Source organism: Bradyrhizobium sp. NDS-1, from assembly GCF_032918005.1.
Taxonomy (GTDB): Bacteria; Pseudomonadota; Alphaproteobacteria; order Rhizobiales; family Xanthobacteraceae; genus Bradyrhizobium; species Bradyrhizobium tunisiense.
Genome location: NZ_CP136628.1, coordinates 6,073,513 through 6,087,509, shown reverse-complemented (window position 1 = coordinate 6,087,509; position 13,997 = coordinate 6,073,513). Strand labels below are relative to the sequence as shown.

Sequence of the window (13,997 nt, the reverse complement as noted above, 5' to 3'; positions counted from 1 at the left end):
CGAACTGTCGATTCCGGGCCACAGTTGGGCCGCAAGTGCAAACGCTTCGTTAATCTGGTTGTCATCGTGAACTTGTCAGAATCGCGCTAAGGGCTGTCGTTCTGACGCAGGTTTTCTGGAGTCGTGCATGTTTTCGGTGTTTGTTCCCTCCGAGTCCGCCCTCAAGAAGGCCGTCGTCGAGGACCTCACGGTACTGCCGGAGAGCGCGGTCTGGATCGATCTCGTCAATCCCAGCGCCGCCGAGGACAAGGCGGTGGAGCGGCTCGCGGGCATTGCCATCCCGACCCGGGAAGACATGCAGGAGATCGAGATCTCCAGTCGTCTCTATATCGAGAACGGCGCGCGCTACATGACCGCGACGCTGATGTGCCACTCCGATACCGACATGCCCCGGACCACGGCGGTGACCTTCATCCTCGGCGACCACCGCCTCGTGACAGTGCGCTACGACCAGCCCAAGCCCTTTGCCCTGGTTGAGGCCAAGCTCGCCCGCTCCTGCACGCCCGCGATCACCGGCGAGATGGTGCTGATGGAGCTGCTGGACGCCGTAATCGACCGCTGCGCCGACATCCTGGAGCGCTGCGGCGCCGAGATCGACCAGGTCAGCCACGACATCTTCGAGCCCGAGAGCGAGCGCCACGGTCATGCCAAGCAATATTCCCAGATCCTGATCTCGATCGGCCGCAAGGGCGATCTGACCTCGAAGGTTCGCGAGAGCCTGGTGTCCATCGGCCGCGTCGTCACGTTCCTCTCCGCGGTGGTGGAGGGCGTGAAATGGTCGAAGGACATGCGCGAGCAGCTCAAGACCATGCAGCGCGACGTGGCGTCACTGACCGATCACGCCTCCTATCTCTCCAGCAAGATCACCTTCGTGCTCGACGCCATGCTCGGCGTCGTCAATCTCGAGCAGAACAACATCATCAAGCTGTTCTCGGTCATGGCCGTCGTCCTGATGCCGCCGACGCTGATCGCCTCGATCTACGGCATGAATTTCAAGGTGATGCCGGAACTCGAATGGGTACACGGCTATCCGATGGCGCTGGTGATGATGCTGATCGCCGCGATCGTCCCGTACTGGCTCTTCAAGTGGAAGAAGTGGCTGTAACACTACCGAGACCTTACACCGGACGCAGAGACACGATGGTTGGTGTCGCAGAATAGAGCGGGATTGCGGCCGCGCGGTGATGCCTGTGTGCCGCCCCAATTCCTCCGGTAAAATTTGAGCAGTGGGCTGAACGTTTGCGCGAAACTTGTCTGCGATAAGCAGCATGTTAGCCGCGAGGAACAACCATGGTTGAAAAACACATAACGACGCCCCGCAACGTCATCGATCTGGCGAACTATCGTCAGGCGGTGACGAGCGGCAAGGCGCCGTCGTTGTCGGCACGCATGTGCCGGCACTGTGGTGCTCCGCTGCTCGACGGCGAGAACGACGACGACTGCTCGACTGCATTCAGCACGGCCGCTCCGCGGCCGCGCGAGAGGTCGCGTCGAATTCGACTCGATTGAGGAACGGGGAGGAACGGCGGGCGATCCAGGTCTTGCGGCGGCGTTGTCTGGATCGCCTTGTTTCCCCGAAGCACAATTTCCAATTCCGTGATTGCTTCGCTTCCGCCTTCGCTCGTTGAGCTTGGGGGGGCAAGCCGCTTGCAATGACGAGGACGCTATACGTGCTGGCCGCCGTTGATGTGGATCTCGGCGCCGTTGACGTAAGAGCTGGTGTCCGTGCACAGCACGTAGATGATCTTGGCGACCTCGTCGGGCGTGCCGAGCCGGTGCATCGGGATCTGCTGCTCGACGATCTTCTCGGTGCCCGGTGACAGGATCGAGGTGTCGATCTCGCCCGGCGCGATGGCGTTGACGCGCACGCCGACGCGGCCGAAGTCGGAGGCCATCTCACGCGTCAGCGAGGCGAGCGCGGCCTTGGACGTCGCATAGGCCGCACCCGCGAAGGGATGCACGCGCGAGCCCGCGATGGAGGTGACGTTCACGACCGAGCCCTTGGCCGCCTTCAATTCCTCGATCAGCCCGCGTGCAATCATGATCGGCGCGAAGAAATTGACATGGAAGACGTGAGTCCATGTGTCGAGATCGGTGTCGACCGAGCCGAGCCGGGAGCCGCCGGGGCCCTTCGGCGAGATCGCGGCGTTGTTGACCAGCGCATGCAGCGTGCCGCCCTCGAGCCGGTCGCGAATCTCATTGATCGCGCGCGCCGTGTCCTGGGGATTGCCGAGGTCGACCTGGATGTGGTCCTCAGGCCCCGCGTCCCACGGGCAGTCTTCCGGAAAGGGATGCCGCGAGCAGGTGATGACGCGCCAGCCGGCCGAGGAGAAGCGGATCACGGTGGCGTGGCCGATGCCGCGGCTGGCTCCGGTCAGGAGCAGCGTACGGCGCGGCGCATTGGACGAATGCGGCATGGACATCTTTCAGGTCGGCCCAAAGTTCGAGATCAGGCTCAAGGGTACATCCGCGTCTTGGACCACTTCTGGTCGGCGGCGTCACGGCGAAATTCGATGCGGTCATGCAGACGGAATGGGCGGTCGTGCCAGAACTCGATCCGCGACGGCGTGATGCGCCAGCCGCTCCACCCGGGCGGCCGCGGCACTTCGCCGATGACGTATCTGGCCGCGACTTTCGCGATGGCCTGCTCGAAGGCGAAGCGGCTCTCCAGCTCCTGCGACTGCTTGCTCGCCCAGGCGCCGATCTGCGCCTGCTTGGGCCGGGTGGCGAAATAGGCGTCGGCCTCGGCGTCGGTCACCGGCGTCACGTTGCCGCGGATGCGGACCTGACGGCGTAGCGACTTCCAGTGAAAAAGTAACGCGGCCTTAGGGTTTGCGGCGAGTTCGCGGCCCTTCTGGCTCGCGATGTGGCTGTAGAAGACAAAACCCTCGGTATCGAAGCCCTTCATGAGCACCATGCGCACGTCAGGCAGCCCGTCGGGGTCGACGGTTGCGAGCGCCATCGCGTTCGGATCGTTCGGCTCGCTCTTGATCGCCTCGTTCAGCCAGGTCTGGAAAAGCGCAAACGGCTCGTCGGCGGCGGTGAAATCACCGGATGTTAAGGGTGTCTGGTGTTTCATCGAGGTCGTGTCGGTCATGTCTGGAGTCCGAGTTGCGTCCCGCGGCCCAAAACGCGTTGTTGTCCGCTACCGCCCTATATAGGGCATGGGGACGCGTTGGCCTATCGGCGATCCGGCCGTCCGGCTTTGTCATGGCGATCATCCTCATCGGACTCGGGACCGGGGGATGCAGTTTCTCCCGCAACGACCAGAGTGCCTACGCCAAGGCCGACGACAACGATCTCACCGGCTCGATCGCGCAACCGGCGAAGGACGCCCCGCCGACCGAGACCGATCTCGCCTTCGCCCGCAACGCCGCAACCGACGTCCTCAGCAAGGGCGACAAGGATTCCAGCCAGCATTGGGAGAATCCGCAGACCGGGGCGCGTGGCTCGGTGACGCCGATCGCGCAGTCCTATGCCGCCGAGGACGGCCGCAGATGCCGCGATTTCCTGGCGAGCTACGTCAACGGCAATACCGAAAGCTGGCTCCAGGGCGCCGGCTGTCAAAGTGGCCGTGGCCGTTGGGAGATTCATACGCTAAAGCCGTGGCGGAGCTGAGCATGATCGGACCCGAAGGGCCGCGTTCGCCAGGAGCGGGAACCGGCTGGCCGATAAGATCATCCTCCAAACGTAGAAATTCGGCCCGGCAAGCCTAGTTGCAAAAATGCCACTCTCTCCCCACATGGATCGCAGGTGGGGCGGGGAGCCCTTTGAACAATTCGATTTCTTGAAGGAGACGTGACGATGCGCGACCCCTATGAGGTCTTGGGGGTGCCGCGGAGCGCGAGCGCTGCCGCGATCAAGAGCGCCTATCGCAAGCTTGCCAAGAAGCACCATCCCGACAGCAACAAGGATGACCCGAAAGCCGCCGAGCGGTTCTCCGAGATCAACTCGGCGAACGAGATCATCGGCGACGAAGACAAGCGCAAGCAGTTCGACCGCGGCGAGATCGACGCCGAGGGCAAGCCGCGCTTCCAGGGTTTTCCGGGCGGCGGCGGGCCGCGCGGGCGCGCGGGTCCCGGCGGGTTCGAAAGCTATACGTTCCGGGGCGGCGGGGCGGGTGCTGGCCCGGGCGGCGGCGCGTTCGAGGATATCCTCAACAGCATGTTCGGCGGCGGGATGCGGGGTGCGCGGCCTGGGGCTGGCAGTGCCGGGCAGTTCGAATTCGACACCGGCGGGATCGGGCTCGATCTCGACGTGAATGTTGCCATGTCCGTCTCGCTGGAAGAGTCGGTCAAGGGTGGTGAGAAGCGCGTCCGGCTGCCGACGGGCAAGGAGCTCAACGTCAAGATTCCGGCCGGCGTCGCCGAGGGCCAGCAGATCCGGCTCCGGGGGCAAGGCGAGTCTGCGCAGGGCCATCCGCCCGGCGACCTCCTGATCACCATCAGCATCGCGCCGCACCCCTTCTTCAAGGTGGAAGGCGCCGACTTGCGCATCGACCTGCCGGTTACGCTCTACGAGGCCGTGCTCGGGGCCAAGGTCCGCGTGCCGACCCTCGGCAATGCCGTGGAGCTTTCGGTCCCGAAAAACACGTCCAGCGGCCGGACCTTCCGCCTCAAGGGCAAGGGGCTGCCGAAAGCCGGCGGAACCGGGGATCTCTTCGTCACCATCAGGATTATGCTACCGGACGGGAACGATGCCGAACTTGAGGCATTGATGGAAAAGTGGCGGGACCAACACCCCTACAATCCACGGAGCGGACTCGGCTAGGGCGCTATCCAGGCCGGCTCGACGATCGGAGCATTCTCTTCCCGAAAGGATGATGCTCAACATACGCCTGAAGCGCGGCTCGCGCTTCGACGCTGACGTGACGTATCGGCTGTCCGGCGGGGCAGCCGATAAAAAGGTGCGGCCTCGAGAGGGGGACCAGCGCGGTACCAAAAACCCCAATCGAGGCCGCCCGCGTCGATCGGCGGATCGAACGCTGCTCATTTTCGCGTGATCATCCGGTGCGATAATGAGACGCGCAGATGTCTTCATTCCAAATTTTCAATGACGGAATCGAGGCACCGCCTGTTTGCGTTGCTCAGGTGCCGCTTTTCTCGGCCTGATCGTAGACGGCCTGCGCCACCCTGGTCAGCCGGTCGCGATCGCCGCCGCCGCTGACGACGTAGCCGACGCCGCGCTCGGCCCAGAACAACGCGCCATCCTTGTCCGCCCTGGCGTAGCGCATTTGCGTCGCACCATTATCGGTCTTGGCGGTGTAGATCGTGTAGCGCTCGCCAGAGACGCCCTCATACATCAGGAACGAGGCTGGGCCGTTCGGCCCCGGCAGGAGCCGGCCGCCGACGAGTTTCAGCCCGCTGGCCTCCAAGTTCGGCGCGAACACGGTCCAGCCGCAGCGCCGGGTCAGCCAGGCCTGGAGGTGGTCGCGCTCGTTGCCGCCGACCTCGACGGGGTGGCGGACCTCGACGACATAGAGGCGGTGGGCGTCGAGCGCGTCCGCGGTAAAGTTCTGGAAGGTCGAGGGTGCGCTGGCGGCGCCATGGGCGATCCAGCCGGCCGTGCCGCCGGCGACGAAAGCAACCAGCACGGCGGCGGCGGCGCCATAGAGCCATTGCCGCGGGCGACGTTCGAGCCGCTCGAGCTCCAGCCGCGCCGGCACCGGCTCCTGGGCGACGGCGTCGTAGCGGGCGTGCAGCATCTCGGCCATGGCGCGCCAGGAGTGCACGCGCTCGGCCTCGTCAGGATGGGCGGCAAGCCAGGCCTCGACGTCAGAGCGGCGCTCGGCCGGCAACTCTCCGTCGACATAGGCGTGCAGTTCGTCCTCGGTGATCGGAATGCTGCGGTCGTTCATATCGCTCGTCTCTGGCTCTGCCGCCCAAAATGTTCTTCCTGGCGCAACGTCGCTCGCTCCATCGGCAGGCGGGCGGACGATACGCGATGCATCAACCCCGCCATCATTTCACCCGCCTGAGCGTCGGGCGCTCGCCTTCCAGCGAGGCCTTGACGTGGGCGCGCGCGCGGGCCAGGCGCGACATCACGGTGCCGATCGGCACGCCCTGAATGTCGGCGACCTCGCGGTAGCTCATGCCCTCCAGCATCACCAGGAGCAGCACCGAACGTTGCTCCTCGACGAGCGTCGCCAGTGCCCTCTCGATATCGCGCCCTTCGGCTTCGGTGCCGCTGGCATCCGGGTTGTTCTCCGTCAGCTGCATGAACTGCGGCCGCCTTGCCAGCGAGCGCCGCCGGTTCTTGTTGAGGTTGGTCAGGATCGTGTAGAGCCAGCTCCTGACGTCGCCTCCGAGAAACAATCGCTCCGAACGCAGCGCCCGCACCAGCGTGTCCTGCACCAGATCATCGGCCGCGTCCGCCTCGCGCGTGAGCGCGCGGGCGTAACGGCGCAACGCCGGGATCATGGCTTCCACACTCTGGCGAAACGCGCTCATTGCGGTCTTGACGTCCTGGTATCAGGCGCAAGCGCCCATAGCGATCATAACACCCGAACGGAACGGCTATTCCGGCGCTCGAAACAGCGTTAACGCGGCGTATTAGGACTGTACCGCAGGGGAGGGCTGGTGTACCTCCAGACCTCAGCACGAGTTCGACGGGACGTTCAAAAATGGCGCAGAATTCAGGTCTGATGCAAGGAAAGCGCGGGGTGATCCTCGGGCTTGCCAACAACCGCTCGATCGCCTGGGGCATCGCCAAGGCATGCCACGCCGCCGGCGCCGAGCTCGCCTTCACCTATCAGGGAGATGCGCTGAAGAAGCGCGTCGAACCGCTCGCCGCCGAGATCGGCGGTCTCGTGCTCGGCCATTGCGACGTCACCGATGCCGCGACCATCGATGCCGCCTTCGCGGTGCTGCAGGAGAAGTGGGGCAAGATCGACTTCCTGGTGCATGCGATCGCCTATGGCGAGCAGCTCGATGGCCGCTACGTCGACACCACGCCGGAGAATTTCTCCAAGTCGATGCTGATCTCCTGCTATTCGTTCACGGCAGTGGCGCAGCGCGCCGAGAAGCTGATGACGGACGGCGGCTCGCTGATCACGCTCAGCTATTACGGCGCCGAGAAATGGATGCCGCACTATAACGTCATGGGTGTTGCCAAGGCGGCGCTGGAGGCCAGCGTGCGCTATCTCGCCGCCGATCTCGGCGAGAAGAACATCCGCGTCAACGCGATCTCGGCAGGTCCGATCAAGACGCTCGCCGCATCCGGCATCGGTGACTTCCGCTATATCCTGAAGTGGAATGAGACCAATGCGCCGTTGCGGCGCAACGTCTCGACCGAAGACGTCGGCGGCAGCGCGCTTTATTTCCTCTCCGACCTCTCGCGCGGGGTCACCGGCGAGGTGCATCACGTCGATTCCGGATATCACGTGCTCGGCATGAAGCGCCCTGACGCGCCGGATATCTCCTTCGGCGGCAAGGACTGACTTTCAGCCGCAATGTCCGTGCCCACGATCTACTTCCTTCGCCATGGCGAGACCGAGTGGAATGCGCTCGGGCGGCTTCAGGGCACCCAGGACATCCCGCTGAACGCACGCGGCCACGGCCAGGCCGTGCAGGCGGCTGACGTTCTGGCCGATCTACTCAGGCGCGACGGCAAGGACAGAGCGGCGCTGCCCTACGTGTCGAGCCCGCTCGGGCGTGCGCGCCAGACCATGGAGCTCGCGCGCGCCAAGCTCGAACTGCCGCCTGCCGACTATTCGCTCGACGACCGCCTGCGCGAGATCGGTTACGGCACCTGGGAGGGGCTGACGCTGGCTGAAAGCGAGGCCTCCGATCCCGACGTCTATGCAAGGCGCCTCGCCGACAAATGGACGGTCGCGCCCGCCGGCGGGGAGACCTATGCGGCGGTGCAGCTGCGCATGCTCGATTGGTACGAGTCGCTTCTGGTCGACACCGTCGCGGTCGCCCATGGCGGCACATGCCGGGCCCTGATGGTGGCTTTGGGCATCGAGACCCCCGCCGGCGCCGCCGAACTCTATATTGAGCAGGGCGCCGTCTACGTGTTCCGCGACGGGCGGCTGGAGAAGTTCAGTTAGGTTTGACCCCCAGCGCCTCGCGCGTTACCACACGCTGGAACCGAGCCCTGCGAGCAGCGATGTCCTTCAATACTTTCGGCCACATGTTCCGCGTCACCACCTTCGGCGAGAGCCATGGGGTGGCAATCGGCTGCGTGGTCGACGGCTGCCCGCCCATGATCCCGCTCACCGAGGCCGATATCCAGGGCGATCTCGACCGCCGCCGGCCGGGCCAATCGCGCTTCACCACCCAGCGCCAGGAGCCGGACCAGGTCAAAATCCTCTCCGGCGTGATGGCGCATCCGGAGACCGGCGTGCAGGTGACGACGGGCACCCCGATCGGGCTCCTGATCGAGAACACCGACCAGCGCTCCAAGGACTATTCCGAGATCAAGGACAAGTTTCGTCCCGGTCATGCCGACTTCACCTATGAGGCCAAATACGGCCTGCGCGATTATCGCGGCGGCGGGCGCTCCTCGGCGCGTGAGACCGCGACGCGCGTTGCCGCCGGCGCGATCGCGCGAAAAGTGCTTCCTGACGTAAAGGTGCGCGGCGCGCTGGTGCAGATGGGACCGCACAAGATCGACCGCGCCAAATGGGATTGGGACGAGATTGCGAAGAACCCGTTCTTCTGCCCCGACAAGGACAAGGCCGCGTTCTTCGAGACCTATCTCGACGGCATCCGCAAGAGCGGCTCCTCGATCGGCGCGGTGATCGAGATCGTCGCCGAAGGCGTGCCGGCCGGCCTTGGCGCGCCGATCTACGCCAAGCTGGATTCCGACCTCGCGGGTGCGATGATGACGATCAACGCTGTGAAAGGCGTCGAGATTGGCGCCGGCTTCGGCGCGGCCGAGCTCACGGGTGAAGAAAACGCCGACGAGATGCGCACCGGCAATGACGGCACGCGCTTCCTCTCCAACCATGCCGGCGGCGTGCTGGGCGGCATCTCCACGGGCCAGCCGGTGGTGGTGCGTTTCGCCGTGAAGCCGACCTCGTCGATCCTGCAGCCGCGTCTGACCGTCGATCGCCAGGGCGCCGACACCGAGATCTTCACGAAAGGCCGCCACGACCCCTGCGTCGGCATTCGCGCCGTTCCGGTCGGCGAGGCCATGATGGCCTGCGTGCTGGCCGATCATTTCCTGCGCGATCGCGGGCAGGTGGGGCGCTGACGTCTTCACCGCTCCCGTAGAGAGAGGTCAACTTCCCGGCGCGACACTAGCCCACCGCGCAGCTTGACGGGCTCACAACTTCGTCCGCAAATGCGGACATGAACAGCTCCGAGCTTCAGCGCGTCTCCAACTGGCTGATCGACGGCGCCTGGTCGTCGGTCGAGCCCGCCGAGATGATCGCCGATTTTTGTGAGCGTCTGGTCGCGGCCGGTCTGCCGGTGTTCCGGTTCGGCATTTTCATCCGCACGCTCCATCCCGAAATATTCGGCCGCAACTTCATCTGGCGGCAGGGCGGAGAGGTCGAAATCGGCGCCGTCGAGTTCGATGTCCTGGACTCGCCGGAGTTCGCCCAGAGCCCGCTTCGGATCGTATTCGAGCAGGGGATTGAGGTCAGGGGGCGCGTCGACGATCCGCGCAGCCAGCGGTTCCCGATCGTCAACGACATGCGCGCCGAAGCCGTGACCGACTATGTCGCCGTGCCGCTGCCGTTCCTCGACGGCTCGACCCACGCGACGAGTTGGATGACGCGGCAGCCCGGCGGCTTCAGCGACGACGACATCGCAGCGATCCGGGCCATCATAGCGCCGCTCGCGCGCGTCAGCGAGATCGTCAGCCTGCGCCGCACGGCGGAGATGCTGCTCGACACCTATGTCGGCAATCGCGCCGGCGCCCGCATCCTCGGCGGCCAGATCCGCCGCGGCCACAACGACACCATGCAGGCTGCGATCTGGCTCTCGGATCTGCGCGGCTTCACCGCGCTGTCGGACCGCTTGCCGGCCGAGACAGTAGCCGCCATCCTCAACCATTATTTCGACTGCCAGGTCACTGCGATCCGGGGCCATGGCGGCGAGGTGCTGAAATTCATGGGCGATGGCCTGCTCGCGGTATTTCCGATCGACGAATATGTCGGCGACGCCGCCCATGTCTGCGCGGGTGTGCTGGAGGCGGCGCGTGAATCCCGCGCCAACGTCGAGGCGCTCGCCTTTCCGGTCGGCGACGTCGTCGAGCGCTTCCGCTTCGGCGTCGCGCTGCACGTCGGCAACATCCTCTACGGCAATATCGGCGGCGGCAACCGGCTGGACTTCACCTGCATCGGACCGGCCGTCAACCTCGCCGCAAGGCTCGAGAAGATCACGGGACGCCTGGGACGGACCGTCGTGGCGTCGGAGGGTTTTGCCAATGTCTGCCGCCACGATTGGCACGAGCTCGGAGAATTTCCGATCGCGGGGTTCTCCAAGGCGCAGCGGGTGTATGGGCTGGTGGAGGAGACGCACGCGGCAGGCGGCTGAGCCTTACTCCTCCGGCTCGGTCGTGAACAGCAGCGGATAGCCCTTGGCGCGGCCCGCGTCGGTGGCGCGCGTCGCCTTGGTCTCGGCGACGTCCTTGGTGAACACGGCAACGACGCAGGCGCCCAGCTTGTGTGCGGTGATCATCACCTTGTAAGCCTGATCCTCGGTCATGCGGAACTCGGCCTTGAGGATCATGGTGACGAATTCGCGCGGCGTGTAGTCGTCATTGATCAGGATGACCTTGTGCAGCTTCGGCCGCTCGACCTTGGTCTTTGTCCGCGTCTTCGGTTTGGTGACGGTGTCGTTCATCGTGTCCCAGATATCCGGCCCTGATGAGCTCCAGCGGTCGCATCATATTGCAGGCGCTCCGGCTTCTCCAAGATGGCTGGCGCCCGCTATCATGCCGTTGCAGATGGGCAGGGATGCACTGATCGCGCATGCGCCGCATCAGGTTCTTGTTTGATCACGATCTTTCGGAAAACCGCTGCACGCGCTGACGCGGCCCTTCGGGTCCAGATCATGCTCTACGGCAGGGCGCGAACAACTTGCATCGCGGCGATCAGCGCGCCCACGGACAGTACCACCGATGCAATCATATAGGCGGCCGAGGCAAGGGTCTGACCGCGCTCGATCAGATACCAGGCATCCAGCGAGAAGGTCGAGAATGTCGTGTATCCGCCGCAGATTCCGACCGTCAAGAATATCCGGGCGGCCTGCGGCAGGTTCCATCTCGTCGCGAACAGCGCGGCGAAGATGCCGATCAGGAATGATCCCGTCACGTTGATGATCAGGGTGCCCCAGGGAAAGTCAGTGCCGAACGCGCGGCCCGAACCGATGGCAATCAGATAGCGCAGGACCGCGCCCAGCGCCCCGCCGGCAGCGACTGCCAGAATGTATTGGATGTTCAAAGTCCCGTTCCCTGGTTTGCGACCTGCATCATGCGTTCCTTGCAGCCAGCCCCTTGCCGATCGCGAATAGCCCGATGAGCGAGACCAGCGCGAAGCCGAGGCCGGCGAGGAACGTGCCTTGGGGACCGTAGACGTCCCACAACGCGCCGGCGATCACGCTCGCCGCCAGCAGGGCGAGGCCCGTGAACAGGTTGAAATAGCCGAACGCCGTGCCGCGCAGGCTCGGCGGCGCGGCGTCGGCGACCATGGCCGAGAGCAGGCCTTGCGTCAGTCCCATATGCAGCCCCCACAGCACGACGCCGAGCGCGAGGCCCGCAAGGCTCGGGAGCATGGCCAGCGCGAGGTCGGCGGCGGCGAGGAAGACCAAGCCGAGCGCGAGCAGGCCGGTCCGGTTGATCCGGTCCGACAGCACGCCGGCCGGATAGGCCGACAGCGCATAGGCGATGTTCATCAGCACCAGCACCGCCGGCACCCACATCACGCTGAGCCCGATGTTCTGTGCGCGCAGGATCAGGAAGGCCTCGCTGAAGCGCGCCAGCGTGAAGACGATTCCGACTGCGACGACGCGCCAGTACACCGCTCCGAGCTGCCGCATCGCGGCAAGATTGAGCGGGTTCTTCGCCGGCTCGCGGCTCAGGTCCGGGTCAGGCTCGCTTACGGCGAAGGCGATCAGCCCGAACGACAAGAACGCCGGCAGCACCGCCACCCAGAACACCAGGGTGAAATTGTCCGCCGTCCACCACATCAGGCCGATCGCCACGAGCGGCCCGAGGAAGGCGCCGATGGTGTCGAGCGATTGCCGCAGCCCGAAGCTTGCGCCGCGCAGGCCGACCGGGGCGATATCGGCGATCAAGGCGTCGCGCGGCGCACCACGGATGCCCTTTCCGACGCGGTCGATGAAGCGTGCCGCCACCAGCCATCCGACGCTTGGCGCGAGGGGAAACAGCGGTTTGGTGAAGGCAGCCAGCCCGTAGCCGAGCGCAGCGAGCAGCTTGCGGCGGCCGAGCCAGTCCGACAGCGCGCCGGAGAAGATCTTGGTGATCGAGGCGGTTGCCTCGGCGATGCCCTCGATGAATCCGACGGTGAGCGTGGAGGCGCCGAGCACGGTAACGAGATAGATCGGCAGCAGCGCATGAATCATCTCGGAGGAGATGTCCATCAGCATCGAGACGAAACCGAGCACCCAGATTCCCCTGGGCAGTGAGGTCCGCGCAGCATTCGGTGTCGTCGTGGTCACGCCTTCTCCTGACCGTTCCTTTCAAGGCAGCAAAAAGCCCGCCGTCGGCGGGCCTGTCCATGCTCCCGCCAAAGGCAGAGGGCTCAACGATTGCCTCACCTCGAGCAGGAGTCATCAGCCCACTACGGTCACGGACCGCCGGGCGGTTGTCGGGAGACTCCATTCCCATCTGTGCGGTCAGCCTAGCATGGAAATTGTGCCGGACAAGTGGGCGGGAAGCGCTGTCCCTCGCTTCGTATCAGGGCCCGCGCTTCGCGGGCAACTTGAGTGGCCGGCCGTGTTCCGGCGGCGCGAGCACGGCAACATGGCGGCAGCTTTGCGCAAATCGCGAAATCTCTAACTCGAATGTGAAGTGCAAGCGATCTTCGCGCTTTGCGGCAAGGCGTTTGCATGTCACCATCGCGTCATACGACGGGAGACTGCTGCGATGCGCTTGCTGTTCTCGATCGGGGCTGTGCTTGTGGCCGGCATGCTTGCCGGAGGGGATGTCGCGGGCATCGCGGCACCAGGACCAAAGTTTGAGCCGCCCAAGACTCAGCCGCAGCGGCTGGCCGCCGACAAGGACGCGGTCGACGTCGAATTGATCCTCGCGGTCGACGTCTCCTACTCGATGGACATGGACGAGCTCGCGATCCAGCGCGAGGGCTACGCCCAGGCGATCCAGTCAAAGGAGTTCCTCCAGGCTCTGAAGCTCGGTCCGAACGGCCGGATCGCGGTGACCTATTTCGAGTGGGCGGCCTCGAGCGACCAGAAGATCATCATCCCCTGGCGGCTGGTCGACGGACCCGAGACGGCGGATGCGGTCGCCGCCGAGATCATGAAGACGCCGATCCGGCGCGCATCGCGCACTTCGATCTCCGGCGCAATCAATTTCGCGATGCCGCTGTTCGACGAGGATCCCTATCGCGGCTTGCGCCGCGTGATCGACATTTCCGGCGACGGGCCCAACAACAATGGCGGGCCGGTCACGGTGGCGCGCGACGCCGCGCTCGAGAAAGGCATCGTCATCAACGGTCTGCCGATCATGGTCAAGGAGCCGTCCTATTCGACCATGGATATCGACAATCTCGATTTCTACTACGAGGACTGCGTCATCGGCGGTCCCGGCTCCTTCGTCATCACGATCAAGGAACGCGACAAGTTCAAGGAAGCGATCCGCACCAAGCTGCTGATGGAGGTCGCCGGCCGCACGCCGGAGCGTCCCGTGATGCGGGTTGCGGACAAGGAGCCGCGCGTCAATTGCATGATCGGCGAGAAGATCTGGTCGGATCGCTGGGGCCGCTGAGAGCGTACCGCCAGTTGGGACCTTTCGCCCCATCTCGCCCAGTGGTTGAACTTAACCCCTCGTTAACCGGCACGTGACCC

The 13,997-nt window shown here is 64.9% G+C and carries 16 protein-coding genes and 1 riboswitch; of the genes, 9 read left to right on the top strand and 7 right to left on the bottom strand.

The genetic code is table 11. The features are described 5' to 3' along the window. Positions 1-127 precede the first annotated feature (127 nt). Together RX330_RS28380 and RX330_RS28375 are read left to right on the top strand one after the other, a co-directional pair. Positions 128-1,105, top strand: coding sequence for a magnesium transporter CorA family protein (locus RX330_RS28380; RefSeq protein WP_212080878.1), 978 nt, complete (start codon positions 128-130; stop codon positions 1,103-1,105). A gap of 185 nt (positions 1,106-1,290) precedes the next feature. Beyond that, a complete protein-coding gene (locus tag RX330_RS28375) occupies positions 1,291-1,509 on the top strand; it encodes a hypothetical protein (RefSeq protein WP_212080879.1) in 219 nt (72 codons plus the stop codon). Between the two features lie 155 nt (positions 1,510-1,664). Here RX330_RS28375 and RX330_RS28370 read toward each other — a convergent pair whose 3' ends face one another. Both RX330_RS28370 and pdxH read right to left on the bottom strand, forming a co-directional pair. Then, complete coding sequence (locus RX330_RS28370) at positions 1,665-2,417, bottom strand: SDR family NAD(P)-dependent oxidoreductase (protein ID WP_317240664.1); 753 nt, start codon at positions 2,415-2,417, stop codon at positions 1,665-1,667. A 38-nt stretch (positions 2,418-2,455) separates the two neighbouring features. Further along, positions 2,456-3,097, bottom strand: coding sequence for a pyridoxamine 5'-phosphate oxidase (pdxH, locus tag RX330_RS28365; protein WP_317240663.1), 642 nt, complete (start codon positions 3,095-3,097; stop codon positions 2,456-2,458). Between the two features lie 113 nt (positions 3,098-3,210). On the opposite strand from pdxH, the gene RX330_RS28360 reads away from it, so the two are divergent. Beyond that, on the top strand, positions 3,211-3,618 hold the full coding sequence (locus RX330_RS28360; protein ID WP_212080882.1) for an RT0821/Lpp0805 family surface protein: 408 nt from the start codon (positions 3,211-3,213) through the stop codon (positions 3,616-3,618). Between the two features lie 186 nt (positions 3,619-3,804). Beyond that, entirely contained in the window at positions 3,805-4,770 is a 966-nt protein-coding gene (locus tag RX330_RS28355; RefSeq protein WP_317240662.1) for a J domain-containing protein, read from the top strand. 316 nt (positions 4,771-5,086) lie between these two features. Here the strand turns inward: RX330_RS28355 and RX330_RS28350 are convergent, their stop codons facing one another. Then, positions 5,087-5,857: an anti-sigma factor family protein gene (locus RX330_RS28350; protein WP_317240661.1), complete on the bottom strand. Its 771-nt coding sequence runs from the start codon at positions 5,855-5,857 to the stop codon at positions 5,087-5,089. 103 nt (positions 5,858-5,960) lie between these two features. Then, entirely contained in the window at positions 5,961-6,449 is a 489-nt protein-coding gene (locus RX330_RS28345) for a sigma-70 family RNA polymerase sigma factor (protein ID WP_212080885.1), read from the bottom strand. Between the two features lie 173 nt (positions 6,450-6,622). Between RX330_RS28345 and fabI the strand changes: the two genes are divergently transcribed. The 4 genes from fabI (at position 6,623) to RX330_RS28325 (ending at position 10,487) form a co-directional block, all read left to right on the top strand. Continuing rightward, positions 6,623-7,438 carry an enoyl-ACP reductase FabI gene (gene fabI, locus RX330_RS28340; protein WP_212080886.1) on the top strand — a complete coding sequence of 272 codons (816 nt, stop codon included), beginning with the start codon at positions 6,623-6,625 and terminating at the stop codon, positions 7,436-7,438. Between the two features lie 12 nt (positions 7,439-7,450). Continuing rightward, positions 7,451-8,050, top strand: a complete 600-nt coding sequence (locus RX330_RS28335) for a histidine phosphatase family protein (RefSeq protein ID WP_317240660.1) — start codon at positions 7,451-7,453, stop codon at positions 8,048-8,050. Positions 8,051-8,109: 59 nt separating this feature from the next. Further along, positions 8,110-9,198 (top strand): chorismate synthase, encoded by a 1,089-nt coding sequence (gene aroC, locus RX330_RS28330; protein ID WP_212080888.1) that lies wholly within the window; start codon positions 8,110-8,112, stop codon positions 9,196-9,198. A 98-nt stretch (positions 9,199-9,296) separates the two neighbouring features. Then, a complete protein-coding gene (locus RX330_RS28325; RefSeq protein ID WP_317240659.1) occupies positions 9,297-10,487 on the top strand; it encodes an adenylate/guanylate cyclase domain-containing protein in 1,191 nt (396 codons plus the stop codon). Positions 10,488-10,490: 3 nt separating this feature from the next. Here RX330_RS28325 and clpS read toward each other — a convergent pair whose 3' ends face one another. The 3 genes from clpS to RX330_RS28310 all read right to left on the bottom strand — a co-directional run bounded on the left by clpS (position 10,491) and on the right by RX330_RS28310 (position 12,632). Continuing rightward, positions 10,491-10,796 carry an ATP-dependent Clp protease adapter ClpS gene (clpS, locus tag RX330_RS28320; protein ID WP_212080890.1) on the bottom strand — a complete coding sequence of 102 codons (306 nt, stop codon included), beginning with the start codon at positions 10,794-10,796 and terminating at the stop codon, positions 10,491-10,493. A 215-nt stretch (positions 10,797-11,011) separates the two neighbouring features. Next, the gene (crcB, locus tag RX330_RS28315) at positions 11,012-11,395 is read right to left on the bottom strand and encodes a fluoride efflux transporter CrcB (RefSeq protein ID WP_212080891.1); all 384 of its coding nucleotides are present in this window, start codon (positions 11,393-11,395) and stop codon (positions 11,012-11,014) included. Between the two features lie 28 nt (positions 11,396-11,423). Continuing rightward, the gene (locus RX330_RS28310; protein ID WP_317240658.1) at positions 11,424-12,632 is read right to left on the bottom strand and encodes an MFS transporter; all 1,209 of its coding nucleotides are present in this window, start codon (positions 12,630-12,632) and stop codon (positions 11,424-11,426) included. A gap of 98 nt (positions 12,633-12,730) precedes the next feature. Continuing rightward, a riboswitch (Fluoride riboswitch) is annotated at positions 12,731-12,808 on the bottom strand. A gap of 251 nt (positions 12,809-13,059) precedes the next feature. On the opposite strand from RX330_RS28310, the gene RX330_RS28305 reads away from it, so the two are divergent. Beyond that, a complete protein-coding gene (locus RX330_RS28305) occupies positions 13,060-13,917 on the top strand; it encodes a DUF1194 domain-containing protein (RefSeq protein ID WP_212080893.1) in 858 nt (285 codons plus the stop codon). The last annotated feature ends 80 nt before the right edge of the window (positions 13,918-13,997 follow it).